This is a genomic window from Burkholderia sp. AU15512 (assembly GCF_002223325.1).
GTDB lineage: Bacteria > Pseudomonadota > Gammaproteobacteria > Burkholderiales > Burkholderiaceae > Burkholderia.
In genome coordinates this window covers 1,741,722-1,767,092 of the sequence record NZ_NKEX01000003.1, presented here as the reverse complement: position 1 = coordinate 1,767,092, position 25,371 = coordinate 1,741,722, and the positions used below count along the sequence as shown (strand labels likewise).

Annotated in this window: 23 protein-coding genes and 1 pseudogene; 12 read left to right on the top strand and 12 right to left on the bottom strand. The window is 64.0% G+C overall.

Annotation, left to right across the window (positions count from 1 at the left end; all coding sequences use genetic code 11):
- Entirely contained in the window at positions 1 to 546 is a 546-nt protein-coding gene (locus CFB43_RS10825; RefSeq protein ID WP_089495305.1) for a GNAT family N-acetyltransferase, read from the top strand.
- Positions 547 to 725: 179 nt separating this feature from the next.
- On the opposite strand, the gene CFB43_RS10820 is transcribed toward CFB43_RS10825, so the two are convergent.
- The 5 genes from CFB43_RS10820 to CFB43_RS10800 all read right to left on the bottom strand — a co-directional run bounded on the left by CFB43_RS10820 (position 726) and on the right by CFB43_RS10800 (position 4,537).
- Positions 726 to 1,508 carry a peptidylprolyl isomerase gene (locus tag CFB43_RS10820; protein WP_089495040.1) on the bottom strand — a complete coding sequence of 261 codons (783 nt, stop codon included), beginning with the start codon at positions 1,506 to 1,508 and terminating at the stop codon, positions 726 to 728.
- 18 nt (positions 1,509 to 1,526) lie between these two features.
- Positions 1,527 to 1,835, bottom strand: coding sequence for a BolA family protein (locus CFB43_RS10815; RefSeq protein WP_059678099.1), 309 nt, complete (start codon positions 1,833 to 1,835; stop codon positions 1,527 to 1,529).
- 1 nt (position 1,836) lies between these two features.
- Complete coding sequence (locus CFB43_RS10810) at positions 1,837 to 2,367, bottom strand: septation protein A (RefSeq protein ID WP_011352350.1); 531 nt, start codon at positions 2,365 to 2,367, stop codon at positions 1,837 to 1,839.
- Between the two features lie 125 nt (positions 2,368 to 2,492).
- On the bottom strand, positions 2,493 to 2,924 hold the full coding sequence (msrB, locus tag CFB43_RS10805) for a peptide-methionine (R)-S-oxide reductase MsrB (RefSeq protein ID WP_089440292.1): 432 nt from the start codon (positions 2,922 to 2,924) through the stop codon (positions 2,493 to 2,495).
- Between the two features lie 44 nt (positions 2,925 to 2,968).
- Complete coding sequence (locus CFB43_RS10800) at positions 2,969 to 4,537, bottom strand: protein adenylyltransferase SelO (RefSeq protein WP_089495039.1); 1,569 nt, start codon at positions 4,535 to 4,537, stop codon at positions 2,969 to 2,971.
- 146 nt (positions 4,538 to 4,683) lie between these two features.
- On the opposite strand from CFB43_RS10800, the gene CFB43_RS10795 reads away from it, so the two are divergent.
- From CFB43_RS10795 to CFB43_RS10775, 5 genes are all read left to right on the top strand, one after another.
- Positions 4,684 to 6,327, top strand: coding sequence for a 3-(methylthio)propionyl-CoA ligase (locus tag CFB43_RS10795; protein WP_089495038.1), 1,644 nt, complete (start codon positions 4,684 to 4,686; stop codon positions 6,325 to 6,327).
- 201 nt (positions 6,328 to 6,528) lie between these two features.
- Positions 6,529 to 8,613: a 3-hydroxyacyl-CoA dehydrogenase NAD-binding domain-containing protein gene (locus CFB43_RS10790; protein WP_089495037.1), complete on the top strand. Its 2,085-nt coding sequence runs from the start codon at positions 6,529 to 6,531 to the stop codon at positions 8,611 to 8,613.
- 40 nt (positions 8,614 to 8,653) lie between these two features.
- Complete coding sequence (gene pncA / locus CFB43_RS10785; protein ID WP_046545910.1) at positions 8,654 to 9,286, top strand: bifunctional nicotinamidase/pyrazinamidase; 633 nt, start codon at positions 8,654 to 8,656, stop codon at positions 9,284 to 9,286.
- Between the two features lie 48 nt (positions 9,287 to 9,334).
- The gene (locus CFB43_RS10780; RefSeq protein WP_089495036.1) at positions 9,335 to 10,513 is read left to right on the top strand and encodes an acetyl-CoA C-acyltransferase; all 1,179 of its coding nucleotides are present in this window, start codon (positions 9,335 to 9,337) and stop codon (positions 10,511 to 10,513) included.
- A gap of 261 nt (positions 10,514 to 10,774) precedes the next feature.
- Positions 10,775 to 12,175, top strand: coding sequence for a sensor domain-containing diguanylate cyclase (locus CFB43_RS10775; protein WP_089495035.1), 1,401 nt, complete (start codon positions 10,775 to 10,777; stop codon positions 12,173 to 12,175).
- 162 nt (positions 12,176 to 12,337) lie between these two features.
- Here the strand turns inward: CFB43_RS10775 and CFB43_RS10770 are convergent, their stop codons facing one another.
- Entirely contained in the window at positions 12,338 to 14,482 is a 2,145-nt protein-coding gene (locus tag CFB43_RS10770; protein WP_089495034.1) for a hypothetical protein, read from the bottom strand.
- Positions 14,483 to 15,302: 820 nt separating this feature from the next.
- On the opposite strand from CFB43_RS10770, the gene CFB43_RS10765 reads away from it, so the two are divergent.
- Complete coding sequence (locus CFB43_RS10765) at positions 15,303 to 15,833, top strand: isochorismatase family protein (RefSeq protein ID WP_089495033.1); 531 nt, start codon at positions 15,303 to 15,305, stop codon at positions 15,831 to 15,833.
- 280 nt (positions 15,834 to 16,113) lie between these two features.
- Here CFB43_RS10765 and CFB43_RS10760 read toward each other — a convergent pair whose 3' ends face one another.
- The 3 genes from CFB43_RS10760 to CFB43_RS10740 form a co-directional block, all read right to left on the bottom strand.
- Positions 16,114 to 17,037 (bottom strand): recombination-associated protein RdgC, encoded by a 924-nt coding sequence (locus CFB43_RS10760; RefSeq protein ID WP_089456365.1) that lies wholly within the window; start codon positions 17,035 to 17,037, stop codon positions 16,114 to 16,116.
- Between the two features lie 883 nt (positions 17,038 to 17,920).
- Entirely contained in the window at positions 17,921 to 18,220 is a 300-nt protein-coding gene (locus tag CFB43_RS10745) for a hydrogenase maturation factor (RefSeq protein ID WP_089495032.1), read from the bottom strand.
- Positions 18,221 to 18,307: 87 nt separating this feature from the next.
- Complete coding sequence (locus CFB43_RS10740) at positions 18,308 to 18,709, bottom strand: NUDIX hydrolase (protein WP_089495031.1); 402 nt, start codon at positions 18,707 to 18,709, stop codon at positions 18,308 to 18,310.
- A 126-nt stretch (positions 18,710 to 18,835) separates the two neighbouring features.
- On the opposite strand from CFB43_RS10740, the gene CFB43_RS10735 reads away from it, so the two are divergent.
- From CFB43_RS10735 to CFB43_RS10725, 4 genes are all read left to right on the top strand, one after another.
- Entirely contained in the window at positions 18,836 to 19,411 is a 576-nt protein-coding gene (locus CFB43_RS10735) for a nucleotidyltransferase family protein (RefSeq protein WP_089495304.1), read from the top strand.
- Positions 19,412 to 19,490: 79 nt separating this feature from the next.
- The gene (locus CFB43_RS10730; RefSeq protein WP_089495030.1) at positions 19,491 to 20,018 is read left to right on the top strand and encodes a 2'-5' RNA ligase family protein; all 528 of its coding nucleotides are present in this window, start codon (positions 19,491 to 19,493) and stop codon (positions 20,016 to 20,018) included.
- A gap of 208 nt (positions 20,019 to 20,226) precedes the next feature.
- Positions 20,227 to 20,355, top strand: coding sequence for a hypothetical protein (locus CFB43_RS38800; protein WP_256989968.1), 129 nt, complete (start codon positions 20,227 to 20,229; stop codon positions 20,353 to 20,355).
- A 331-nt stretch (positions 20,356 to 20,686) separates the two neighbouring features.
- Positions 20,687 to 22,759, top strand: coding sequence for a Na/Pi cotransporter family protein (locus tag CFB43_RS10725; RefSeq protein ID WP_089495029.1), 2,073 nt, complete (start codon positions 20,687 to 20,689; stop codon positions 22,757 to 22,759).
- A gap of 55 nt (positions 22,760 to 22,814) precedes the next feature.
- Here CFB43_RS10725 and CFB43_RS39185 read toward each other — a convergent pair whose 3' ends face one another.
- The 3 genes from CFB43_RS39185 to CFB43_RS10710 are packed head-to-tail and all read right to left on the bottom strand — an operon-like array spanning position 22,815 to position 24,540.
- Positions 22,815 to 23,003 (bottom strand): helix-turn-helix transcriptional regulator, encoded by a 189-nt coding sequence (locus CFB43_RS39185; protein ID WP_373452538.1) that lies wholly within the window; start codon positions 23,001 to 23,003, stop codon positions 22,815 to 22,817.
- A 38-nt stretch (positions 23,004 to 23,041) separates the two neighbouring features.
- Positions 23,042 to 23,383, bottom strand: coding sequence for a hypothetical protein (locus tag CFB43_RS10715; protein ID WP_089495302.1), 342 nt, complete (start codon positions 23,381 to 23,383; stop codon positions 23,042 to 23,044).
- A gap of 44 nt (positions 23,384 to 23,427) precedes the next feature.
- Positions 23,428 to 24,540 (bottom strand): pyridoxal phosphate biosynthetic protein PdxJ, encoded by a 1,113-nt coding sequence (locus CFB43_RS10710; protein ID WP_256989967.1) that lies wholly within the window; start codon positions 24,538 to 24,540, stop codon positions 23,428 to 23,430.
- A gap of 142 nt (positions 24,541 to 24,682) precedes the next feature.
- Here CFB43_RS10710 and CFB43_RS10705 point away from each other — a divergent pair.
- Positions 24,683 to 24,984, top strand: a pseudogene (locus CFB43_RS10705) (DUF2514 family protein); the annotation flags it as partial.
- Between the last annotated feature and the right edge of the window lie 387 nt (positions 24,985 to 25,371).

The window sequence follows — 25,371 nt, the reverse complement described above, 5'->3', positions numbered from 1 at the left end:
ATGATGTTCGACCCGAACGCGCCGGTCGAGGTCGTCACGCTGCGCGATGAGCGTGCCAGCGAGGCCGACGCGATCGGCCGCGTGATCGTCGTCGCGTTCGCGGGCGAGCCGGAAGGCGGGCAGTTCGAGCGGCGGATCGTCGATACGTTGCGGGCGGACGGTGCGTTGAGCGTCTCGCTCGTCGCGGAGCGCGACGGCCGCCTGATCGGGCACGTTGCGTTCTCGCCGGTGTCGATCGGCGGCGCACCGTCCGGCAGCCAGGGCTGGTACGGGCTGGCGCCGCTCGCGGTGCTGCCCGATTGCCAGCGGCGGAGTATCGGTGCGGGGCTGGTGCGTACGGGGCTCGACGCGTTGCGCCGGCTTGGCGCGCGCGGTTGCGTGCTGCTCGGCGAACCCGCGTACTACACGCGGTTCGGCTTTGCGCCATCCGGCGACATCGTGTTCCCGGGCGTGCCGCCCGAGTATTTCCTCGCGCTGTCGCTCGACGATTCGGCGCCGCGGCCGTCGGGTGACGTTCGCTATCACGACGTGTTCCATCCTGCGTAGCCTGCCGCGCTGGCGGTGCGCGTGAATCCGGCACGGGAAAGGCCGCTCTTTGGAGCGGCCTGTTTCTTTTGCCGGGCTGCAAGCGAAGCATCATGACTCGTCCGCAGGCAGGGTGCGCGGGCAATAAAAAAGCCGCTCCGAAGAGCGGCTTTTCGATGCGCGTGCGGCGCGTGCCGGCGTTACTTGACCGTTGCCTGCTGGCGCAGACCTTCCTCGAACGCCTGCAACTTCTGCTGCACGAGCTGCTGCGCGATCTGCTGCTTCACCTGCTCGAGCGGCGGCGGGGCGATGTCGCGGATGTCGTCGACGCGGATGATGTGCCAGCCGAACTGCGTCTTCACCGGCGTGTCGGTCATCTGGCCTTTCTGCAGCTTCTGCGCGGCCGCCGCGAATTCCGGCACGTACGCCTTCGGGTCGGACCAGTCGAGATCGCCGCCGTTCTTGCCCGAACCCGGATCCTTCGAGAACTGCTTCGCGAGATCCTCGAACTTCGCGCCGGCCTTGATCTTCGCGATCAAGTCCTTCGCCTGCTGCTCGTCGCTGACGAGGATGTGGTGCAGGTGGTATTCGCGATTGCCGCCGGCGCCCTTGACGAGGTCGTCGTAGCGCGCCTTCACTTCGGCGTCGGTCGGCTGGTTCTTCTTCAGGAAGCTCTCGATCATCGAGCGCAGCACGACGGTCTGCTGCGCGACGGCGACCTGCGCCTTCACGTCCGGACGGTTCGGGATGCCTTCACGGATCGCTTCCTGCATCAGAATTTCGCGGTTCACGAGTTCCTGGCGGACGGCCTGCTGCAGTTGCGGGCTGTCGGTCTGGCCTTGCTGGACGAGCTGAGCCACCATCGCGTCGGCGCGCGACTTCGGAATCGGCGTGCCGTTGACGACGGCGATGTTCTGGGCAAATGCCGGTGCCGCTGCAAAAGCAGCCGCCGCGACCCACAGGCGGGGGGATTTCAGGATCATCGGGAATTCCTAATGAGACTAGATTGAAGATTCGTTGAATTCTTCGGGCGTGTAAGCCACGATCGCGAGCGCGTGAATGCCGCGCTGCATCGCATCAGCGAGCGCATCATACACCAGCCGGTGCCGCGCGACGCGCGGCTTGCCCGTGAAGGCGGCCGACACGATCGTGACCGTGAAATGGCCGCCGGCGGACGCGCCGGCGTGGCCGGCGTGCTGCGCGCTGTCGTCGCGCACGGTGAGCGACAGCGGGGCGAGCGCGGCGGTGAGGCGCGCTTCGATCAGCGCGATGCGTTCGTCGGGCGACGCGTGGAGAAAGGCGTCCGTCATGTCACTCGTCCTTCAGGTATTTCGTGAGCCACAGGCTCTGCAGGATGATGAATACGACCATCGCGCCCGTCGTGCCGAACAGCTTGAAGTTCACCCATTGCGATTCGGTGAAGTTGTGCACCACGTACAGGTTCGCGACACCGAGCACCGCGAAGAACAGCGCCCAGGCGACGTTCAGCTTGTCCCACACGGGGTGCGGCAGCGTGAGCTGCTTGCCCATCATCTTCTCGATCAGGTTGTTGCCGAACGCATAGCGCGCGGCGAGCAGCCCGATCGCAAACAGCCAGTACAGCACAGTCGGTTTCCATTGAATGAATTTCTCGTCATGCAGGACGAGGGTGGCGCCACCGAAAACGACGATCACGCCGAGGCTGACCCACAGCATCGTGTCGACCTTCCGGTGCCGGAAGGCAACCCAGGCGACCTGGGCCAGCGTCGCGACGATCGCGACGGCGGTGGCGGTAAAGATGCCCCAGACCTTGAAGGCGGCAAAAAACAGGATGATCGGAAACAGATCGAACAGGAATTTCATGGCGCTCGCAGCTGCGTGAAAGGCCGCTTGCGCGGCCTTTCACCGTTGTAGGGACCCGCCAGGCACCGCCGGAGCGGATCGGGGCGGCGGCGCGAGGGGCGCCCCGCGGATCCGCCCGGCGCCGCTCATTCGTTTTCGGGTCGGGACTCGAAGTTTAACGCAGCCGAATTGATGCAGTACCGCAAACCGGTCTTGTCGCGCGGGCCGTCCTCGAAGACGTGGCCGAGATGCGCGCCGCAGTGGTTGCAGCGCACCTCGACGCGCACCATCCCGTGCGAGTAGTCGACCTTTTCGTCGATCACCTCGCCGTTGAGCGGCTTGAAGTAGCTGGGCCAGCCGCAGCCCGAGTGGAACTTGGCGCCGGATTCGAACAGCGGCGTGCTGCAGACGACGCATTTGTAGATGCCGTCGTCTTCGGTGTCGGTGTATTCGCCGGTGAAGGCGCGCTCGGTTGCCGCATGCTGCGTGACTTCGTACTGCATCGGCGTGAGCCGGCGGCGCAGCTCGGCGTCGTCCTTCTGGTACGGGAAGGTCTTGTCGTCGGAATCGTGGGACATGTGGGGTTCTCCTGATCGGTCGGTCGAGTCGCGCGGGTCGGGGCTCAGGACGAGCAGCTCACTTCGAGCGACCCGGCCCAGTCGGGCGGCAACGCCGCGTACGCTTCATGCTCCGGTTGTTCGTCGAACGGGCGGCGCAGGATCTGCGCGAGCCGCTCGACCTCCGAAAAATCCTTCTCCTTCGCGCGCCGGATCGCGACTTCGGCCAGATGGTTGCGCAACACGTATTTCGGGTTCACGCGATTCATCGCGGCGGCACGTGCCGCGTCGTCGCGTGTTTCCTCGGACAGCCGCGCGCGGTAGAGGTTCGCCCACGCATCGAACGCGTCGCGGTCGACGAACAGGTCGCGCACGGGCGCGTCGCGGCTCGCGTCGTGCTTCGAGATCTGCGCGAGCCGGCGGAACGTCAGCGTGAAATCCGCGTGGCTCGCATGCATCGTCTCGAGCAGCTTGTTGGCGAGCTCGGCATCGTTCTCGCGTTCGAGCGCCAGGCCGAGCTTCGCGCGCATCGCACGTTCGAGCGCGGGGCCGAAACGTTCCGGAAATTTTGCGAGCACGGCCTGCGCGTCCTCCACCGCACGCTCGGCGCGCGCATCGTCGTCGGCGATGCCGTGCTGCAGGCCGATCAGCGGCAGCAGCGCCTGCGCGAGGCAATAGCAGTTCCAGTGCGCGATGCGCGGCTGCATCCGGTATGCGTAGCGGCCGCTCGTATCCGAGTGGTTGCAGATGTGGTTCGCGTCGAACGCGTCGACGAAGCCGAACGGGCCGTAGTCGATCGTCACGCCGAGGATCGACATGTTGTCGGTGTTCATCACGCCGTGGCAGAAACCGACGGCCTGCCACTGTGCGACGAGGTCGGCCGTGCGCAGCGTCGCGGCCTCGAGCAGCGCGAGGTACGGATCGTCGGCGTGGCGGCAATCCGGATAGAAGCGGTCGATCACGTGATCGGCGAGCTGGCGCAGCAGGTCGGGGCGATCGTTCGAGAAGAAGTGCTCGAAGTGGCCGAAGCGCACGAAGCTCTCCGACACGCGCGTGACGACGGCCGACGTCTCGATCTCCTCGCGCACCACCGGCTGGTCGGAGCCGATCACCGTCAGTGCGCGCGTGGTCGGGATGCCGAGGTGATGCATCGCTTCCGAGCACAGGAATTCGCGGATCGACGAGCGCAGCACCGCGCGGCCGTCACCCATCCGCGAGTAAGGCGTGCGGCCGCTGCCTTTCAGCTGCAGCTCGTAGCGGCGGCCGTCCGTGCCGGTGCGCTCGCCGATCGTCAGCGCGCGGCCGTCGCCGAGCTGGCCGGCCCACACGCCGAACTGGTGGCCGGAATACACCGCCGCATACGGCATCGCGTGCGCGGGCCAGTCGCGCGTCGGATTGCCGGCGAACAGCTCGGCGAAGCCGGGCTGCGCGGCGATCGATGGCGGCAGGTCGAGCAGTTGCGCGACTTCGTCGGAAAAGCCGACGACATACGGCGCGGCAAGCGGCGCGGCCGGCAGCCGCGTATGAAACGCGTCGCCGAGCGTGACGAACGCGCCAGTGGCGGGCTCGCCGAGCGTGGCGGCGAGGTCGGGGAGGGTGTCAGCCGGATCGGCTGCGCTTCGGGAAAACGACATGTTGAGCGCCTCTGGGTAAGCCGATATTGTAAGGCGGCGCCGCGCCGCCCGCATGGTGGCCCGCGCACCGTGCGCCACGCCCGTCCGGGGCCGCTGACGGGCGCGCCGCAGAGGCACCGATTCGCATCCTCACGGAGAACAAGACGATGGGTAAGCCGTTGCTGGGCCAGATGATGGACATGCCGTTGCTGGTGTCCTCGCTGATTTCGCATGCCGCGCGGCACGCCGGCGATACGGAGATCGTGTCGAAGCGCGTGGAAGGCGACCTGCATCGCTACACGTACCGCGATTGCGAACGCCGCGCGAAGCAACTGGCGCAGGCGCTCACGCGGCTCGGCGTCGAAGCCGGCGATCGCGTCGGCACGCTGGCGTGGAACGGCTACCGGCATCTGGAAGCCTATTACGGGATCGGCGGGATGGGTGCCGTGTGCCACACGATCAACCCGCGCCTGTTTCCCGAGCAGATCGCGTACATCGTCAATCATGCGGAAGACCGCTACGTCTTCTTCGACATCAATTTCGCGCCGCTCGTCGAGGCCATTGCGCCGCAATGCCCGCACGTGAAGGGCTGGGTCGCGATGACGGACGCCGCGCACCTGCCGTCCGGCACGACACCGTTCCTCTGCTACGAAACGCTCGTCGAAGCGGAGGATGGCCGCTACGACTGGCCGCGCCTCGACGAGCAGCAGGCGTCGGGGCTCTGCTACACGTCGGGCACGACCGGCAACCCGAAGGGCGTGCTGTATTCGCACCGTTCGACCGTGCTGCACGCGTACGGCGCCGCGCTGCCCGACGCGATGAACCTGTCCGCGATGGACGCCGTACTGCCCGTCGTGCCGATGTTCCACGTCAACGCATGGGGGCTGCCGTACGCGGTGCCGCTCACGGGCGGCAAGCTGGTGCTGCCCGGCAAGGATCTCGACGGAAAATCGCTGTACCAGCTGATGGAGACCGAGCGCGTGACGTTTTCCGCGGGCGTGCCGACCGTGTGGCTCGGCCTGCTCAACTACATGCGCGAGGCCGGCGTGCGCTTCTCGACGCTGAACCGCACGGTGATCGGCGGCTCCGCGTGCCCACCCGCGATGCTGCGCACCTTCGAGGACGAATATGGCGTGCGCGTGATTCACGCATGGGGCATGACCGAACTGTCGCCGCTCGGCACGCTCGCGAAGCTCAACTGGGCGCAGTCGCAGCGGCCGCTCGACGCGCAGCGCAAGCTGCTCGAGAAGCAGGGGCGCGTGATCTGCGGCGTCGACATGCGGATCGTCGGCGAGGACGGCCGCGAACTGCCGTGGGACGGCGTCGCGTTCGGCGAACTGCAGGTGCGCGGCCCGTGGGTGATCGATCACTACTTTCGCGGCGAATCGTCGCCGCTGTCGGACGGCTGGTTCCCGACCGGCGACGTCGCGACGATCGACCCCGACGGCTTCCTGCAGATCACCGATCGTAGCAAGGACGTGATCAAGTCGGGCGGCGAGTGGATCAGCTCGATCGACATCGAGAACGTCGCGATCGCGCACCCGGGCGTGGCCGAGGCCGCCTGCATCGCCTGTGCGCACCCGAAATGGACCGAGCGCCCGCTGCTCGTCGTGGTGCCGCGCGAAGGGGCGAACCTGAGCCGCGACGCGCTGCTCGCGTTCTACGAAGGCAAGGTCGCGAAATGGTGGATTCCCGACGACGTCGTGTTCGTCGAATCGCTGCCGCACACCGCGACCGGCAAGCTGCAGAAGCTGAAGCTGCGCGAGACGTTCCGCGACTACGTGTTGCCGACGGCGGTCTGCGAGCCGTAACTCGAGTCCGGGCCGGAAGCAGCTCGTGAGACGTTTGCCCGATCCGTCCCCGGATCGGGCAACCGGCATCGGGAACAAAATTCAAATTGAACGACCGTGCTTTTTCGTTGTATGCTGCCTCCGTTCATCAGGACATGCGGCTGTTCGACCGCGCACAATGAAGCGCAGCCACCCCGGCGCGCGATGCATGGAGGCAGGCAGATGGCAGTGGATTACTCGACTCGCGACGGCGTGGCCGTCCTTACGCTCAACAATCCGCCCGTCAACGGGCTCGGCCTGTCGACCCGTCAGGGCGTCATGGACGCGCTCGATCGCGCCGCGCAGGACCCGTCGGTGACAGCCATCGTGCTGACCGGCGCGGGACGCGCATTCTCGGGCGGCGCCGACATCACCGAATTCAATACGCCGAAGGCGTTGCAGGAGCCGACGCTGCACACCGTGATCCGCGCGGTGGAGACGAGCGCGAAGCCCGTCGTCGCGGCGCTGCACAGCGTCGTGATGGGCGGCGGCCTCGAGCTCGCGCTCGGCGCGCACTATCGCGTCGCGGCACCGGGCGCGCAGGTCGCGCTGCCCGAAGTGAAGCTCGGCCTGCTGCCGGGCGCGGGCGGCACGCAGCGCCTGCCGCGTGCGGTGGGGCTCGAAACCGCGCTGAACATGATCGTGTCGGGCGCACCCGTGCCGTCGGAGCAGTTGGCGAAGAGCGGGCTGTTCGATGAAATGGCCGATGGCGACCTGCTCGACGCGGCCGTCGCATTCGCCCGCAAGGTCGGCGCGCAGAAGGGGCCGCATCCGCGTGTGCGCGATCGCAAGATCGTCCATGAGAACGCCGCCGGCTTCATCCAGTTCGCGCGCAATTCCGCGAAGGCTGCCGCCCCGAATTTCCCCGCGCCGCACAAGTGCATCGACGCGATCGAGGCCGGCGTGCTGCACGGCTTCGACAAGGGCAGCGTGGCCGAGCGCGAGGGTTTCGTCGCGCTGATGATGACGCCGGAAAGCCGCGCGCTGCGGCACGCGTTCTTCGGCGAGCGTGCCGCGAGCAAGATTCCCGACGTGCCGGCCGATACGCCGCTGCGCGAGATCCGCCGCGTCGGCGTGATCGGCGCGGGCACGATGGGCGGCGGGATCGCGATGAACTTCGTCAACGCGGGGCTGCCCGTCACGCTGCTCGAGACGAAACCGGAAGCGCTCGAGCGCGGCGTTGCGACGATCCGCAAGAACTACGATGCGCAGGTGAAGAAGGGCAAGCTCTCGCAGGAGAAGCTCGACGCACGCATGGCGCTGATCACGCCGACGCTGTCCTATGACGATCTGAAGGACGCCGACCTGATCGTCGAGGCCGTGTTCGAGGAACTCGGCGTGAAGGAGCAGGTGTTCAAGAAGCTCGACGAAGTCGCGAAAGCGGGCGCGATCCTCGCGTCGAACACGTCGACGCTCGACGTCGACAAGATCGCGGCGTTCACGAAGCGTCCGCAGGACGTCGTCGGCATGCACTTCTTCAGCCCGGCGAACGTGATGAAGCTGCTCGAGGTCGTGCGCGGCGCGCTGACCGCGAAGGACGTGCTCGCCACCGTGATGGCCGTCGCGAAGAAGATCCGCAAGACGGCGGTCGTGTCGGGCGTGTGCGACGGCTTCATCGGCAACCGGATGATCGAGCAGTACATCCGCCAGGCGCTCTTCATGCTCGAGGAAGGCGCGCTGCCCGCGCAGGTCGATCGTGCGATCGAGAAATTCGGTTTCGCGATGGGACCGTTCCGGATGAGCGACCTCGCCGGCAACGACATCGGCTGGGCAATCCGCAAGCGCCGCTACGTCGAGCAGCCCGAGCTCCACTACTCGAAGATCGCCGACCGCCTGTGCGAACAGGGCCGCTTCGGCCAGAAGACGGGCGCCGGCTGGTACGACTACGTGCCGGGCGATCGCAAGGCGAAGCCGTCGTCGCTCGTCGACGAGATGGTCGTCGCGTATTCGAAGGAGCGCGGTGTCGAGCGTCGCAAGATCGGCGACGACGAGATCGTCGAACGGCTCGTGTTCGCGCTCGTCAACGAAGGCGCGAAGATCCTCGAGGAGAAGATCGCGTCGAAGGCGTCCGACATCGACATGGTCTACCTGACCGGCTATGGCTTCCCGCTGTGGCGCGGCGGCCCGATGCTGTACGCGGACGTGGTCGGCCTTTACAACGTCGAGCGCGCGATTCGCCGCTATGCGGCGGCACCGAACGGCGACGCATGGCAACTCGCGCCGTCGATCGCGGAACTCGCGAAGGCCGGCCGCGGGTTCAACGGCTGACGCGCCGGATCGCGGCGCCACGCACACCCGGAGAAACGCAATGAAACGCACCGACGACGTCCTGCTCGTGATCGACGTGCAATACGACTTCATGCCGGGCGGCGCGCTCGCGGTGCCCGACGGCGACGCGGTCGTGCCGGTGATCAATGCGCTCGCGCAACGCTTCGACCAGGTCGTGCTGACGCAGGACTGGCACCCGCGCGAGCACGTGTCGTTCGCGGCGAATCACCCGGGCCGCGAACCGTTCTCCACGCTCGCGCTGCCGTACGGCGAGCAGGTGCTGTGGCCCGTGCACTGCGTGCAGGACACCGACGGCGCGGCGTTGCATCGCGATCTCGATATCCCGCATGCGCGGCTCGTGATCCGCAAGGGCGGCGACGCGCAGGTCGACAGCTACTCCGCGTTCGTCGAAGCTGACCGCACGACGCGCACCGGGCTCGCGGGCTATCTGCGCGAGCTCGGCGCGAAGCGTGTGTGGTGCTGCGGGCTCGCGACCGACTATTGCGTCGCGTGGTCGGCGCTCGATGCGCGCGCGGCCGGTTTCGAAGCCGCGGTGATCAACGATGCGTGCCGCGCGATCGACCTGAACGGGTCGCTCGCCCACGCATGGCAGCAGATGCAGGCAGCGGGCGTCGCGCATGTGACGTCCGCGGGCGCGCGCCCGGCGGCGTAGCGCAATTCCCCATCCGATTCAGGTGAAGCAGGACCGAAGGAGACTCGCATGACCGAAGCCGTAATCGTATCGACCGCCCGCACGCCGCTGGCGAAATCCTGGCGCGGTGCGTTCAACATGACGCACGGCGCGACGCTCGGCGGCCACGCGGTCGCGGCCGCTGTCGAACGCGCGAAGCTCGACCCCGCACGCGTCGAGGACGTGATCATGGGGTGCGCGAACCCTGAAGGCGCGACCGGCGCGAACATCGCGCGGCAGATCGCACTGCGCGCGGGGCTGCCCGTGACGGTGCCGGGGATGACGGTGAACCGTTTCTGCTCGTCCGGGCTGCAGACCATCGCGCTGGCCGCGCAGCGGATCATCGCGGGCGAAGGCGAAGTGTATGTCGCGGGCGGCGTCGAATCGATCTCGTGCGTGCAGAACGAGATGAACCACCACATGATCCAGGAAGGCTGGCTCGTCCAGCACAAGCCCGAGATCTACTGGAACATGCTGCAGACGGCCGAGAACGTCGCGAAGCGCTACGGCATCTCGAAGGAGCGGCAAGACGAGTACGGCGTGCAGTCGCAACTGCGCGCGGCGGCCGCGCAGGAAGCCGGGCGTTTCCGTGACGAGATCGTGCCGATCACCGTGCTCGCGGGCGTGGCCGACAAGGCGACGGGCCGTCTGTTCACGAAGGAAGTGACGGTCTCGGCCGACGAAGGGATTCGCCCCGACACGACACTCGAAGGCGTATCGAAGATCCGGTCGGCCGTGCCGGGTGGCGTGATCACCGCGGGCAACGCGAGCCAGTTCTCGGACGGCGCGTCGGCCTGCGTCGTGATGAGCGCCGACGCCGCGCAGCGCGAAGGGCTGCAGCCGCTCGGCGTGTTCCGCGGGTTCGCGGTGGCCGGTTGCGAGCCGGACGAGATGGGCATCGGCCCCGTGTTCGCGGTGCCCAAGCTGCTGAAGCAGGCAGGGCTGAAGGTCGACGATATCGGCCTGTGGGAGCTGAACGAAGCGTTCGCGGTGCAGGTGCTGTACAGCCGCGACACGCTCGGGATTCCTGAGGATCGTCTGAACGTGAACGGCGGCGCGATCGCGGTCGGCCATCCGTACGGCGTATCGGGCGCACGCCTGACCGGCCATGCGCTGATCGAAGGCAAGCGGCGCGGCGTGAAGTACGCGGTCGTCACGATGTGCATCGGCGGCGGGCAGGGCGCGGCCGGCCTGTTCGAAATCCTCTGATCTTTGGCACGGAGCGGCCGCGGTTTCGCTTCGGCGAGACAGGCGGCCGCGACGCGAATCGGCGCGACTGATCCGCCATTCGAAACAATCGGGAAGCAAAAGGCATGCGCCCGGCAATGCCGTTTCCCCTTACTTGTCAAACGAATTGCCCCACCTATACTTGCTCTGACATTTGCCTTTCGGCACGATGGGCCGGATCGTGCGTCGTGCGATCCGTGCCGCGAAGGTTCGAACCAACGCAGCAGACCGACCGGGGACCGAATGAGTACGACCTATGCAGCCGGGGAACCGCCGCGCGTCGTCAGCGCGGCCGCAAGGCTCTACGCGAAATGCCTGCTGGTCGGATTCGCGTTGCTGCCCGCCTATCTGATCGCCTATCTGTGGTTCTTCAGCGACCCGCACGTCGTGTTCGAGAACCACGCGTTCCATGAAATCGCGATCGCCGCCGCGACCCTCGAAGGCGCGTTCGTCACCTACGTGACGTGGGTCTGCTACCGGTCGTCCGGCGAGCCGCTGCTGCGCTGGCTGACGCTGGGCTTTCTCGGCTTCGCGATGATCTATGCGCTGCACGGTGCGTTCACCGGAATGGCGCATCACAACATCTGGCTGTTCCTGCTGTACGGACCCGCGTCGCGGCTCGTGATGTCCATCCTGCTGCTCACGGGCCTGCTGTCGTATTCGCGTCCGCCCGATCGCCTCGAGAAGCGCACGAGCGTGCGCACGTGGCTGCCGTGGATCGTGTTCTTCGTGATCGTCAACGTGGCCGTGGCGTACATCGCGTATTCGCCGGTCGCGGGCGCGCCGGGCACGCGGCTGTCGATGGAAGGCGGCGCGCTCGTGTTCTCGCTGCTGAACGTCGCCGTGCTGCTCGCGCGACGGATCCGCTCGCCGCTGATGGTGATCTACGGCGTGTCGATCATGGCGTTCGCGCTGTCGTCGCTCGCGTTCATTCTCGGCAAGCCGTGGAATCACATGTGGTGGCTCGCGCATGCGATTTTTGCCGGCGGCTTCTTCCTGCTCAGCTACGGTGTCGTGCAGGCGCTGCAGACGACGCGCTCGTTCTCGGCGATCTACAGCCAGGAGGACCTGATGAGCCGGCTGTCGGAATCGATGGCGCGCACCGAGAGCGCGTTGCAGGAACTGCGGCGCACGAACCAGAAGCTCGAATACATGGCCGCGACCGATCCGATGACGGGCGCGTCGAACCGGCGGCAGTTCATCGCGCAGGTCGAGCGCGAGATGGTGCGGGCCGAGCGCGACGGCACACCGTTCTGCCTGCTCGCGCTCGATCTCGACAATTTCAAGAACATCAACGATGCGTACGGGCATCAGATCGGCGACGAGGTGCTGCGCGGCGTCGTGCGCCAGTGCCTCGATGCGATCCGGCCCGCGGGCGGCCTGGCGCGGGTCGGCGGCGAGGAGTTCATGGCGCTGCTGCCGGACATGCCGCTCGAAGGCGCGCGGATGACGGCGGAACGCGTACGCTCGTCGATCGCGAGTTCGCCGTTCGGGCTCGATTTCAAGCGCGTGCAGGTGACGGTCAGTGTCGGTGTCGCGCAATACGGGGCCGACGGCAGCACGGTCGATGCGTTGCTGCGCGTGGTCGACGAACGGTTGTACCAGGCGAAGCGGGAAGGGCGGAACCGGGTCGTGGCGCGGTGATACGGGTTGGCGCGGCACACGGGCGCGGGTGAACGGACGCAGAACATTCGGCCGCCCGGGCGTACAGAAGCTGTGTCCAGCGCCTCGATTTCTGACGAAGCCCCGGAGGCGGTCACGCCCCGGGGCTTTTGCATGCCCGGTCGGCACGCGACTGGCGACGCGCTACCGCGCTGCCAGCGCCGCCGCGCTCAGCTTCGGCTGCGCATCCTGCATCCGCTGCGACGCCTGCCACCAGTACTTGCCCGCGCGCTGCTGCGGGTCGCGGATCGCGAGATACGTCGTACTCCAGAGCTGTGCCGCGTTCGCTTCGGTGGCGTCGGCGCTGCGCGTGCCGAATGCATCGGTCTGGTACTTGCCGTTCACGTACGACCACGTCCACATCTCCGACGTGCGCATGTCGCGCCCGTTCGAGATCACCTGCCAGATCGTCTGCCGTGCCTGCGTGAGCAGCGTGCGTGTCGCGGCCGACAGGTCCTGGCGCGCGAGCTGGCGATCGAGCCCGGCCACCCACATCGCCTGCTGCCAAGACCAGATCACCGTGCCGTGATACGCGGAACTGGTGAACTTCGGCCACAGCGCCTGGCTTGCATACGCCGGATTCGCGATCAGCATCCCGGCATCGGTCACGAGCCCGGTCGGGAACGGCCGCGTGACGTCGGTGACGATCCGCTGAAGCTCGTCGTCCGGCGGCGTGCCGAACAGCAGCGCGAAGCCGCCGTCCGAATTCATCACCGGAACCGGATTGCCCTGCTGATCGAGCGACAGCGCGTAGAACGCCAGCGGTGTGCCCGGCGCGGCGCCGGCCGGCACGCCGGCGGACGGCGCATAGGCCGACACGTCGGTGGCTGCCTGTGTGGCCGGCACGCTGACCTGGAACAGCGGCGGTGCCTGGGTTTCCCACGTGGCCGCCTGGTTAGCCGTGTTGGCGAGCGTCGCGCGCTGCCCGGCATCCAGATACGGATCGAGCAGGCCGCGCGCGAGGAATGCGTTCGCCGCGCGCAACGCGGCCGGCACGAGCACCGCGTTGACGTCGTACGGATAGACGCCGCCGCCGAGCCCGTCGGTGCTGTCGCGCCAGTTGCCGACGATTTCGCCGGGCCGCAAGTGGATCAGGTTCGCGACCGTCGGCTGTTGCGCGAACGGCTGAGCGGTCGTCGCGACGTGCAGCAGGTTGACGACCAGGCGGCTGCCATTGGTCTGCCCGTCGCTGCCGCGCTGGGCGAGATAGGCGGCCGCGCGGGCCTGGCCGCGCGTATCGTCGATCAGCCACGCGGCCGCGATCGGCGCGAGCAGGTAGTCGCTGTCGATCATCTTGTAGTCGTAGGTCGGCGTCGGATCGTTCGGCCGGCCGTTCTTCTGGTTGTCGACGAGGGCGAATTCGCCGATCCCTTCCTCGTGCGCGACCTTGCCGTCGGTCGACAGCCGGCTCAGCACCGACGACAGGCCGGCCTCGATCGCCGCGGGTTCGAGCACGGGCATCAGCATGCGCACCGAGATCAGCGTGTCGCGGCCGAAGTAGGTGTCGTACTGCCACGAGCCGGCCAGCAGCTTGTCGTGGAAACTCAGGAACTCGAGCACGTTCTGGCTCACCGGGTCGGGGTTCACCGAGGGCCCGAGCAGTTCGGCGCGCGTGATCGGCGACAACGGCGTCTCGCCCGACAGCGCATCGACATGCAGCCGCAGCGTGTGCGAGCCCGCCGGTGCGCTCAGGACGAGCTTGCCGTCCGCTGCCGGCGCGATGCTGCCACCGTCGCGCAGCGTAATGCGCAGTGAATAGCCGGGCGCGCCGTCGATCCGGTCGCGTTGCCATTGCGCGGCGCTGCCCTGGACCGTCGGCGCGGCGAGGATCTCCTGCGGAATCGTGGCGCCGCCGTTGAAGTCGCGCAGGAAGCGCACGTTGCTGAGCACGCCCTGTCGGATCGTCAGCGTGTTGGTGTCCACCGACACGTCGGCGCCGATGCCGTACAGCGGACGGCCGTGCGTGTCGGGTGCCGATAGCGCGGACGGCGGCGTGTCGAGGCTCCAGTTCACCGGCTGCGCGGTGTCGTCGAACCACAGCCCGGTGCCGCTGTTGCCGGCGGGGAAGACCACGAGCAGACGCGGCTTCGTCGACGAGCGCGCGAGCAGGTGTGCGGCGACGTTGTCCTGCCGATAGAACGCGTTGATCTGGCCGCCGGTGTCCATGCGGAACGACAGTGCGGCGTTGTTCGGCGGCGGGTTGCTCGATTTGACGTCGTCGTCATTGCAGGCCGCGAGCAGGCCGGCGCAGATGAATCCGAGACACAGCGACTTCGCAAGGCGATGCATGTTGATGTCCCTCCTGATGACTGGCGATTTTTATGAGAATTATCGAATGAGCGGGTGCTCGATCTGCTTCGTCCGGTATTGCGGAATTCCTGGGAAATTCGGAATTAATCCGGGCGTGATTCTGGGGCGAATTGAATGGTAATTAACCGGTTGATGGTTAATGCCGGAATTGAAGGCAAAAGGAGGCGCTGCCCCGGCCAGGCATGAAACACTTCTCTGTTGGCGTTCCGGTGCGGTGCCGACATGGGGCGTGCACGGAGTGAAAAGCGAAACGTAAGCTGTCGTAGGGGATTCTAAAGTTCGGATAAAGTCGAAGTCAATAATGATTTGATGGTTTTAGAATAATGTTATGGAGTGGGGTGCAATTATTGCTTGTCAGGTCGGTAAAATGTGCGCTTTTACGGGGGAGTGGAGATGTGCTGATTATCGAGTTTGGTGAAAATCGATTGGCAATCGATGTCGGTATTGGTGATTGATTGCGAACCGGGATTGAATCGTGGCGGTTTGCCTGTCGCCGTGTCTCGGGCGGTGCAAACGAAGCCGTGGAATGTGGTGGATTCGGCAATACGGAGGGGTGAGCAACCGGCGTTCCTGCGACCGGGCTGGCGCGTGACTCCGTGAATCGGGCTCCATGCGATCGCGCCAGCGGTGTCGGCAAGTTTGGTAGGCTTGGGAACCGCTTCCGCTTACCGAATTGCCGCAGTCGGTCATTGATGCGATTCGATATCCGCCTTTTGCGGGACTGACGATCTTGCGACAGAGCGACTCTCCATCGATGGCCGATGGGGGTTGACGTCGCCTTCACTCCGGAGAATGCGCCGTGCTGCACGTGCCCGACGATTCAGTGGTCGTATTGGTTGATTTTCAGACGCGGCTGATGCCGGTGATCCACGATGGGGTGTCCGTCGTCACGCAGGCTGTCCGACTTGCCCGTATTGCGCAGATACTCGCGTTGCCGGTGATGGGTACCGAGCAGAGCCCCGTCCAGCTGGGCCGGAACGTACCGGAGATCTCGGATCTGTGCTCCAGCACCGTCGTCAAGGATCATTTCGATGCGTGCGCGGAGGGTCTGGTCGAGGCCTTGCCGGACGGGCGCAACAGCGTCATCGTCGCCGGTTGCGAGGCGCACGTGTGCGTGTTGCAAACGGCGTTCGGGCTGTTGCGCAGCGGCCGCAAAGTGACGGTGGTCAGCGATGCCGTGGGGTCGCGCAGGACGATCGACCGGGACGCGGGGATCGCCCGGCTCGCGGCGGCGGGAGTGCAAATCGCGACGGTCGAGATGATCGGATTCGAATGGCTGGGTTCCAGCCGGCATCCGCGTTTTCGCGATGTGCTGCGCCTGATCAAGTGAGCCGCAGCGCTCGTGCGCTGACGGGAACAGCGTTCCTGGAGTCGGATGCGTGAATCTCGGGATGTCGGCGCATTGGCGCCGTCAGGTTTGGCCGGCTGGCTGCCGGCGGTCGCGGGCGGGGCCGTCGCGTTGGTGGGCGAGACGGAGAAAAATCGGGCATCGTGCGCGAGTGCCCGGTCGTGAACTTCCGACAGCGCGACGACAGTCCTCGTTGAACTGTCGCGCCGGCTCGAAACCTCGCCGTTGCGGGGCGGCGAGGTTTCTCGGTCGCCGCCGGCGTTCAGGCCGCTGCCGCCTGATGAGCAGAGTCGCGCTGCTCGCCACCCAGGATATCGATGAGGCTGGCCAACATCCGCGCCAATTCACCGGTCATCAGCGTGACATCCGAGTCGAAGCGTTCATCGTCGTTCTGCGCGGTCGGATCCGCCGCTTCCTTGATCACGTCGAGCGGCGTCACGCGCTTGATCGTCAGCGACGGCGTCAGCACGAAGGAGATCCGGTTGTCCCAGGTCATCGCCAGGCGCATGCATTGTTTGCCGGCCTCGATGTGCCGGCGCATGTCGTTCGCTTCCAGCGCGTGGCCGACATATCGCACCGTGGCGCCGCCTTCGCCGCTCGAGCGCAATTCGGCGTCCTGGTCCACGGTGAATCCGCCCGGCGCCTCGCCGGACAACAGCCAATCCGTCATCGCGGCGACCGGCGAACGCACCACCTGAACACCGGCGAGCGGCAACTGATCGATCGATTTGACGAGCAGGCCGCGAACGTCGTCGGCAACAGCCTGTGAAGCCGCATCGATGACGAGCCAGCCGTTCACCGTATCGATCCACACGCGGGTATCGCGCTGAATGGTGAACGCGCGCGGGAGCAGTTCGTCGGTCACCTGCTCCTTGAGTTCGCGCATCTGCTTTCGCCCGACCTTGAAGCCCTGCTGCTCCTCGATTTCAAGCGCACGTGCCTTGGTCACCTGAGTGACGACCGACGCCGGGAGCAGCTTCTTCTCGGCACGAAACGTCAGCAACATCTGCCGGTTGATCGAATACACGAGTGCGCCGTCGTCACGCGGCGACGCCCATCCATGGCTCTGCATCTCGACGCTGGTGCCCGGCTGAAACGCATGGGGCGCCAGCCATTTTTCCATCTGATCGGGGGTAACGGCCCAAGGTGCCGGAAGACGATGAAGCTGAAGGTTCTTGAACCACATAGGAGTACGGGCAAAGCGCACCATTCTATATGACGGTGATGCTTCGGGTGCGGATTCGCTCGTGCGATTTGACGGTCCGATCGTTGATGATGTAGTGCCGGGTAGGTGGGCATCGCTCACCAAATTCGCCACGGAACGGAAGTCACGCCCTGCTCGAAAAGTTGCTTTTCCTTCGCCGATGGCAAGGAGATTCTCCTTCCCGGCAATTCTGTACTTGTACGGCCACCGCCTGGAGCCGGACGGATGGTGCCCGATTGGCAAGGGTGACAGGCAAGTCGCCGAACCGGAACGAACAGGAGCAACCGAAGTGCTCCGACATATCGTCATGTGGAAGTTGCATTGAAATATCAACGATTAATCTATTGATATTTGAGGAAATTCAACTTCCATTGATCGATTGATACCCCCCGTCGATTCCCCCTTTTTCCTCGCTGGAGCAGAAGCCGGGAGGGATGAATTTCCGTACCTCCAGTGGTCTTCTTCAGTTTCTTGGAATACCGCCGATAACCCTCTTGGACCGTCTCGTGCCAGAGGTGTCCGTTTCAATTACCGCCCTCATTTTCCCCCCGAGGGCGGGATTTTTTGCATGTAGGGCGTGTCCGTCAAAGTCGCTTTGGTCCCAAATATTGATCAGCTATATTGAAAGTGTCTCGGGGATGGGACTCAGGACGGGGGGCAAAATGAAATACACGCACAATGAGAACGCAGGCCCCATCTGGGGTGTTGTCGGGGGCCTTCTTTTGACCGCAGTTGGGCTCAGCATGGGACTCTTTCCCAAGCTCCTGGATAGCACCGGCTCGCTGAACGATTTCGTCTCATCCGGCGTTACGATGCTTGGAATCTTTCTATGCGTTTACGCTGTCCGCGAGACGCTGCGGCAGCATCATCGCTGAAGGCCAATGCTGGCACTGCATGTGTCGACGAGTAGGTCGTCGACGATGATCTCGCCTGCAGAACGGCCGGCGCGCAACGCATCGAGGCTGTCGGCAAACGGCTTGCCCTGATCGTCGGCCAAGCGAATCGGCGCTAGGAAGCAAGATCGCGTGTGTGCTGCGCGCACCTGGACTATTGCGAGGTAGCCGAGCGGTGTCTCGCAAGTGACCGAAGATTCTCGAGACACTTCGGTCTTATGTTCGCAATGAACGTCGATCGTATATCCACGGTAGGTGTATGAGCTGGTCATGTTCGCCTCGCTGCGGGTAGAGCGACGTCTGAAGGTTTGCACGCCGAAGTATAGTTACGTGCCCTCGAAAAGCGACATGAATCTTGCCTATGGGCGCCAGTCGTTGCCGTAGGCCAACTCGATGATTTTCTTCGTAGGAATGCTCGCCCGCAATTTTGCGACGTCATCGTGACGGAACAGTTTGCAGCGGGCGATTTCGTTGCTGGGTTGCGGCTTCAGGTCGGCGTTGAGTTCGCCAACAAATACGTGGTGCAGCTTTGAGAGACCGCCGAAGTGCATGGCATAGGTAAGGTCCAGGCCGACCAAGCCGGTCTCTTCCTGCAACTCTCGATGCGCCGCTTCCAGAGGCGTCTCGCCGGCCTTAATTGTCCCGCCTGGCAGGGCCCATCGGGATGCCGCGCGCGCGACCAGCAACACACGGTTCCCTTGGAGGCACACTACAGTTGCGCGTTCTTTTATGGGTACATCGACGCAATCTTGGACGCTCATGACGGCTGCGGCTTGAGTATTTTTAGTATTCTAGCGCGGTGGTCCTGATTGCCTGTCCGATGTCTGCCGTCGGGCAGCGAGTTCCATAGGCAGCAGGTCATCGTCGACGCAGCGGGCTCGTTACTCATGTCATCGACCGATTTCGAAGCAAGTCTCATTGCCCTTGCGCGGGAGTCGTCATGGTTTTGGCCTGCACTGGTTGCGGTTCGAGCTCTCAATCTACCTTCGTGGTGCATCGGTGCGGGTGCGGTCCGAAACCTTGTGTGGGACTCGTTGCATGGGCTGGACGCGCCGTCGGCATTGTCTGACATCGATGTTGCGTACTTCGACGGCACGGATCTTTCTGCGCATCGCGACGCGACGTTTGAGTTTCTGCTGGCGGCCATGCAGCCCGAGCTTCCATGGGAGGTGACTAATCAGGCCGCTGTACATCTCTGGTTCGAGAGGACCTTTGAGCATCCCGTGTCTCCGTTCAGATCACTGGCCCAAGCTATTGCGTCGTGGCCAGAGTACGCGACGGCGGTCGGACTTACATTGCTGAACGACGGGACAATTGATGTCTGTGCGCCATACGGACTCGATGACCTTTTTTCCATGGTGGTGCGACGCAATCCAGCGCGCGTCAGCATGGATACCTATCTTCGGCGAATCCAGCAGAAAAGATACAAGGACCGCTGGCCCCGTGTGACCATCATCGTTTAGAAATGCTACTGGCAGTCGTGAGGAGTGTTGCCGACGGAAGTTCATCATCATTGGCCAATCGACGCGAGAGGATTCGTGAATGCTCACAACAGCGTTCGTCGTTGAGGTTCCTGCAGCCGAGTCAACTGTAGCGGACCTTCGGAGTCGGTTTGATGCTACCTCCGACCTGGGCGTGCCGGCGCACGTCACGGTTCTGTTTCCCTTCATGCCGCCTGACGAAATTACGCCCGACGTTCTGCGTCAGGCGCAAAGCGCGCTGAGTGTTGTGCAGCCATTCGAATTTTCGTTGAGGAAGGTCGAGCGGTTTGCAGTCACCACTTATCTTGCTCCCGATCCGGCGGAACCGTTCGTCGCCTTGACGACTGCGCTGGCCGAGCGCTTTCCCATGTTTCGCCACTATGGTGGTGCACACGATGGCATCGTTCCGCATCTGACTGTCGCGCACGGGGATGCCGCGACAGCACAATGGGCGGCCGTCGAACTCGAACGTCGTCTGTCTGCGCGGGAGGCGATTCGAACATGCTGTCGCTCTGTCGCTTTGCTGGAGAACTCGTTGGGCCGCTGGAGGAAGATGCACGAGATTGCGCTTCCAACGGTCGACGTGTAGTCCGGCCAGTTCCCGGCGGTCACGACCGGCGGCCACCGGCCGTCAGGCGCCATCCGCACGCGTCGTCGACCGGCCTACCTGTCGTTCCGGCGGAATCGACGTTGGACAGCCATCTCTGAAGGCCGCCGACCCAGGTGCGCTCTCTGCCTCCTACCTGGCCGTACTCGTCGACGTGTCGCACCGCGCGTTTCAATTTCGAAACGATCCGATGCGTCTGAAAAGCGACGCGCTCGGCCGGCTCGTGCCGGCGATGCCGCCGCACGGACACTGGGCGCTCGCAGCAGCGGCAATCGACATAGGCCGTCGCACGATAGATGCGGGCCTGTATCAGCGCTGAAACACATTCATTCGGCCGGCGTGCCCATTTCCGTATTTCTGGCTTCAAGTCCCCATGCACGCCCATCCGGCATTGATGGCACGCCACTTGCAATGGGGAATGGGTTCAGGCGCGTGATTTCATGGAAACCGCCGCGGTTGACCGAAACCTGGCGCACGGAGTCTTCGGGGGAAGGTCGCGTCGCCTGATCTACGGTTCGGTCGTGCGTATCTCCATCGTGACGAGACGCATTCGAGTTCGCCTTTTCTTGCGAACTGGCTACGGGCGTGAGCGAACCGCAGTACGGAGAACGTTGCAAAAAGCAACTGATCGGCGTCGGGGAGCAAGAACTATGACATTCACGTTTACGCTGATTGATCTCGCGGGCTCAATTGCACTGGTGCTACTGGGCACGCAAATGGCTCAGACCGGCGTGCAGCGCGCATTCGGCGCTGAACTTCGGGCACTTCTGGGGCGGATGCTTCACGGGCGATTTCCTGCCTTCTTCGGCGGCCTGGGCGTCACGGCGGTGCTGCAAGGCAGTGCGACAACGGCAGTCATGACGCGGGAGTTTGCAACGGAAGGGCGCGTCGACCTGGTTTCCTCGCTGGCCGTCATGCTTGGCGCGAACGTGGGTGCGACATTGATCGTGCAGGCGCTTTCGTTCGCAGTCGAGACCGTGTCGCCTGCACTGGTCCTCGTTGGCGTGCTGATGTTCCGCAAGGCATCCAACACGCGCGCGCACGACTTGGGGCGCATGTTCATCGGTCTGGGCCTGTTGCTGCTCGCATTGCATCACCTGCAGGAATTGATGACAGACTACGAGGATGCGCCGAGCCTTCGGATGTTGCTGGGTGCCGCCTCGACGGAACCGCTGGTCGATTTCCTGCTGGCGGCTGGCCTGACTTGGGCCGCCGATTCGAACGTGGCAGCCGTTCTCCTGATCGTGTCACTCTGCGGGCAGAACGTGGTTCCACCCGATACAGCTTTCGCATTGGTGTTGGGCGCGAATCTGGGCGCTGCCATCCACCCGGTGCTGGACGGAACCGTCACGCACGATCCTGTGTCCAGGCGCTTGCCGGTTGGCAATCTGCTCATCATGTCGGTCGGTGTCGTGCTTGTTCTTGCAGCCCTCACGCCGATCGGCTGCGTCATGGTCAGAATCGAGCCGGACAACGGGCGGGTGGTGGCCGATTTTTATACCCTGTTCAATCTGTCGCTGGCCTGCCTGTTCCTGCCACTGCTTGCTCCATGCGCAGACCTGCTGAGCCGGCTGCTTCCGGCGCTTGTGAAGGTTTCAGACACCCCTCGGCCCCAGCATGTTGATCCGTTCACGCGGCAGGTGACCGAGGCAACACCCGGCCCGGGTGCCCGCGACGTGCTTCCCGTCACCGTTACGCAATTCGGGAAGCTCTCACGATCTTGTTCTGCATTGGGCGGACGCGACGGAATGCTGGTTACGAAGATCCGCACTCGTGATGACATTCTGGATAACGTCAAGGTTGCGCCCAGGACGTGCGCGACATTTCCCGATATTGGTCAACTTCCCGGATACGATGAACAGCGCCGGCATGAAAGCGGTGGCCGATTGCGCGAGGACGCGCAGAATGGTATCGAAATCAGGGAGTGCAACGACCACACGCTTCAGCAGGTGAGTACCGATGGCAGCGTGCAGACGTACTACCCGGCGAAGTCGCTGTGGCTCACTCTGCAGGACATTCAGGTCATCAGGCGACTGGAGCCGGCTGGCGGGACAACACACTCGATGCTGTCAACCTATGTCCAGGGGACTGCAAGTCTGGACGACTGCTGTCTGTCGATCATTGGGGATGGGCAGAACGACACGCGCACGGTACACATCACCTTCGCGGCTCGCGAGATCGGAGAGACTGAACGGCAAGGCCTTCGCAACTTGCAGGACGCACTAGGCATCGCCCATTCGGACGATCCGCTTGGCACGGCAAGGCTCGGCTACAACGAGTCCGATGACGAGATGCTGGAACCGGCTCAGTGGTGGGCAATGTGTGACGTGCCGGCGAGCAGCATGCAGGCACTTGCCGACGGCGTCGAGGCGGGACAGGTCACTGCCGTCAGGGCCGGGCTGTGCCTGCGGGACGTCTACACGTCGATCCCGTCCGGTGCTGCGCTGACGAGTGGATTCCGCGCGTTCCTCAGGCCCGGCGAGGATGGCAGCACATTTGAAACACCGGCAACTGCCAGCGGATATGTCGTGTATCTCGCCATTGATTTCCCGAAGGTCAGCCTGCCGGGAGATGGCCGCTCAGCGCAGATGCCGCTGCGCACGGACGGCAGGAATCCCGTCGTGGCGCTGACGGAACGGCTCGACAAGGTGTTCGCTGGCTTGAAGTGGCTCGCTGCGCTGGTCGCGATCCTGGTTGTCCTGCTTCTGATCAAAGGGAGGTGACTACCCAAGTAGCTTTAGACCTGATCCGATGCTGGCTGACGGATCAGGTCTCGACTTAGGCAGATGATTGGGCGATGGACGTTTCGTGCGATGTGATGGAACGAATCCATGCTTGTACTTCTGTCTCTGCCCATAGTGAGAGATTGCGAAATTTTCGTGGTCTTGGGAAACTACTTTCCTTCATCAAGTCGTAGATCGTCGTCTTGCCCAAGCCGACCATGTCCAGAACGGTCGGAAGTCGCAACAGTCGTTCGGTGGTGGTGCTCAATTCTCTGTACCTCGTTATTCGGTGACGGGCTGAGTTGCACGGGCGAGTTGCATTAGCCCCGTTTCAAGCGTGATCGTAGCGGTCGCGGCCCAGGTGCGCGCATCCTGCGCCGCCTTGTGGCGAGCGAATGATCCGATCTCGTCGGCCATCAGGTTCAGCAGCTCGACGTCGGCCGCGTGCGAGATCTCGCTGATCAGTGAGCGGATCTTGATGCGAAGGGCGTCGAGTTGCGCGAGTCTGACTTGGCGGCTATTCGCCAAGGCTTCGTTCGTCTGGATAGGTTTGCGCCGCGCGAGCGGCGCTTCGTCTTTCTGGATCGCTTTTGCGGGCGTCAGCCCGACGTTGTTCGACTGCATCGAAGTGCTGCTGACGCTCGCCAGTGCGTTAGCCGGGCGCGAGGTCATCGGGCGGCCTCCTGCGCCGTCTCGGGCGTCCAGTCGGGGTCGGGCAACTGGAGGATGTCGTCGAGCCACTGAAGAACGACCGGCAGATCTCTTTGTCGCTTGATGTTTTCACTGGCGAGAACCTTTCTAAGCCACCGAGCCCCTTCTTGAACCGCCTGCATCCGCGTCGGATAGCTCGTGGTGCCGGGGCCATATTTCAGTGGCGTCGATGCGAAGCTGTCGTCGAAGTTGTACATAGCCGCGCAAATCCACTGATCCACTTTCGGTTGGGCCACGTAGATCTCGGCGATCGGTTTCTTCGTCCGCTTGCAGTTGGGTGAGCGAAGCGTATCGGTCGCGACACAGCGGCCGTCTTGATCCGGTGCGGTCACGGGGTAGATTCGTGGTTTTTGCGGAGTGTCGAGGAGATCGGCGAGCGGCGAGAGCGCTGTGTGGACACCGCGGATCGTTCCGGGGGATAGCTTGCCGAAAACGGGGTCGTGCAGGACCGCCTGCAACGCTTGCAAAAGTTGCTTTGCACACGCGTCGTTGATCTTTGCTGCTTTGGCCGCTGCCGGCTCGGTGCTCGACGTGCCGCCGGTCAGGTGCTTTTTCGTGACCTTGTTCCTACCGGCTTCCTTCGCTTTCGACGGCCCGGACACGATGCGTTCAAGCGCCTTGTCGCCGCCGTGCGTGTGGATCTCTTCGATCGCGACGGTGCCTGCGATCGAGCCGTTGCGGACGAGGTCGTGCAGTTCGGTGGGTGCCTTTTCAAGCAGTGCTGCATCACGGATCGACTGCTCGGAAATGTTCAACTGGGCGCAGATGTCGTCCGCGTTCATTTTGTGAACGTCCCGCAGTTCAGCGATCGAGGTCGCGAGATCGAGCGGCGACGATGGCTTTGAGCGATTGCTCAAGTAACCGTCGACGACCATCTTCGGTCGCTTCACTTCGCGAGAATCCAGCACGACAATCGGAATCTTTCCCAGATCCTTCCCGGCCTTAATCGCCGCGCCTGCTGAGAGGTAGCGGTGCTGCCCCTTGAAGACGTAGAAGTAGTCTTCCCCGTCCGCCTTGCGCACATAGCAGTGCAGCGGGGCGGCCTTGTCGTATCCGTTCTGCATCATCAACGCGGTCAGCTCCTTGACCCACTCCGGATCGACCGGGCGAACGTTGTCGCGTGGGTCATAGCGGAGTGATTCGTAAGGCGTCGTCCACAGGTCCGCCGACGTTGCACCGGCAGCGGCTGCTGCAGCTTTCGTGTTCGCGGTCGCAACCGATGCTGCGAAAGAATGTGATCAGGCGGTGGCTGATGCCGCCGCTGCTGGTGGAGCTGCTGATGGGCTGCGTAAGCAGGTCGCCGCGCTTATCGCCGACGTCCGGCGTGCCGGCGCTGCCGGTGGAAGCACGACAGCCGGTGCCCCCTCGATCTGCTTGCCGATGTGTTCGGCCGGGCTGACGAGCGCGCGGGAGAGTTGGCGAGGATCGCTGACGAGCGCGGCGTCGCCGGCCGGCAGTGCGAGCGGAGTTACGACGCGTTGAGCAGCGACACGCAAACTAATCTGCCGCAGTAGCGCGGCAATCGAGGCCGAGCGGTCTCGAGAGAAACAAGGCGGCCGGAAAGTGTGCAGCGATACGCTTCCCGGTTGCCTTTCGGCTGTCTGTGTCAGTGAATCGGCCGAGGCCATGCTACCTACGGGTAGGTGGACCGGATTCTCTGAAAGATTTGCTGGCAATTTTTGCTGCGATTGAAGGTGTGTAATGGCCTGTAATTGATTGTTGAGGAATCAGTGGATAAGGTGAGGGTGATTGTTTTTTTATTTTAATAAATGAATTTATTAAATTTAAGGCGGTGTATCGGGGGGGGCTTTGGATTGGCTTTTTATGTTGAGTGGTGGTTGAGCGGATTGAATGTCTTGCGGTTGTGAAAATTTAACGCTTCATTTCGGGGGGTGTATGAA

What these genes read in the sequence shown, in the direction of transcription:
- CFB43_RS10715 (WP_089495302.1), bottom strand. Translation starts at nt 23,383, where the DNA reads ATGCAGTCGAACAACGTCGGGCTGACGCCCGCAAAAGCGATCCAGAAA.
- CFB43_RS10815 (WP_059678099.1), bottom strand. Translation starts at nt 1,835, where the DNA reads ATGACGGACGCCTTTCTCCACGCGTCGCCCGACGAACGCATCGCGCTG.
- CFB43_RS10745 (WP_089495032.1), bottom strand. Translation starts at nt 18,220, where the DNA reads ATGACCAGCTCATACACCTACCGTGGATATACGATCGACGTTCATTGC.
- CFB43_RS10730 (WP_089495030.1), top strand. Translation starts at nt 19,491, where the DNA reads ATGCTCACAACAGCGTTCGTCGTTGAGGTTCCTGCAGCCGAGTCAACT.
- pncA (WP_046545910.1), top strand. Translation starts at nt 8,654, where the DNA reads ATGAAACGCACCGACGACGTCCTGCTCGTGATCGACGTGCAATACGAC.
- CFB43_RS10810 (WP_011352350.1), bottom strand. Translation starts at nt 2,367, where the DNA reads ATGAAATTCCTGTTCGATCTGTTTCCGATCATCCTGTTTTTTGCCGCC.
- CFB43_RS10770 (WP_089495034.1), bottom strand. Translation starts at nt 14,482, where the DNA reads ATGCATCGCCTTGCGAAGTCGCTGTGTCTCGGATTCATCTGCGCCGGC.
- CFB43_RS10775 (WP_089495035.1), top strand. Translation starts at nt 10,775, where the DNA reads ATGAGTACGACCTATGCAGCCGGGGAACCGCCGCGCGTCGTCAGCGCG.
- CFB43_RS10790 (WP_089495037.1), top strand. Translation starts at nt 6,529, where the DNA reads ATGGCAGTGGATTACTCGACTCGCGACGGCGTGGCCGTCCTTACGCTC.
- msrB (WP_089440292.1), bottom strand. Translation starts at nt 2,924, where the DNA reads ATGTCCCACGATTCCGACGACAAGACCTTCCCGTACCAGAAGGACGAC.
- CFB43_RS10735 (WP_089495304.1), top strand. Translation starts at nt 18,836, where the DNA reads ATGTCATCGACCGATTTCGAAGCAAGTCTCATTGCCCTTGCGCGGGAG.
- CFB43_RS10760 (WP_089456365.1), bottom strand. Translation starts at nt 17,037, where the DNA reads ATGTGGTTCAAGAACCTTCAGCTTCATCGTCTTCCGGCACCTTGGGCC.
- CFB43_RS10820 (WP_089495040.1), bottom strand. Translation starts at nt 1,508, where the DNA reads ATGATCCTGAAATCCCCCCGCCTGTGGGTCGCGGCGGCTGCTTTTGCA.
- CFB43_RS10795 (WP_089495038.1), top strand. Translation starts at nt 4,684, where the DNA reads ATGGGTAAGCCGTTGCTGGGCCAGATGATGGACATGCCGTTGCTGGTG.
- CFB43_RS10825 (WP_089495305.1), top strand. Translation starts at nt 1, where the DNA reads ATGATGTTCGACCCGAACGCGCCGGTCGAGGTCGTCACGCTGCGCGAT.
- CFB43_RS10780 (WP_089495036.1), top strand. Translation starts at nt 9,335, where the DNA reads ATGACCGAAGCCGTAATCGTATCGACCGCCCGCACGCCGCTGGCGAAA.
- CFB43_RS10740 (WP_089495031.1), bottom strand. Translation starts at nt 18,709, where the DNA reads ATGAGCGTCCAAGATTGCGTCGATGTACCCATAAAAGAACGCGCAACT.
- CFB43_RS38800 (WP_256989968.1), top strand. Translation starts at nt 20,227, where the DNA reads ATGCGTCTGAAAAGCGACGCGCTCGGCCGGCTCGTGCCGGCGATGCCG.
- CFB43_RS10800 (WP_089495039.1), bottom strand. Translation starts at nt 4,537, where the DNA reads ATGTCGTTTTCCCGAAGCGCAGCCGATCCGGCTGACACCCTCCCCGAC.
- CFB43_RS10725 (WP_089495029.1), top strand. Translation starts at nt 20,687, where the DNA reads ATGACATTCACGTTTACGCTGATTGATCTCGCGGGCTCAATTGCACTG.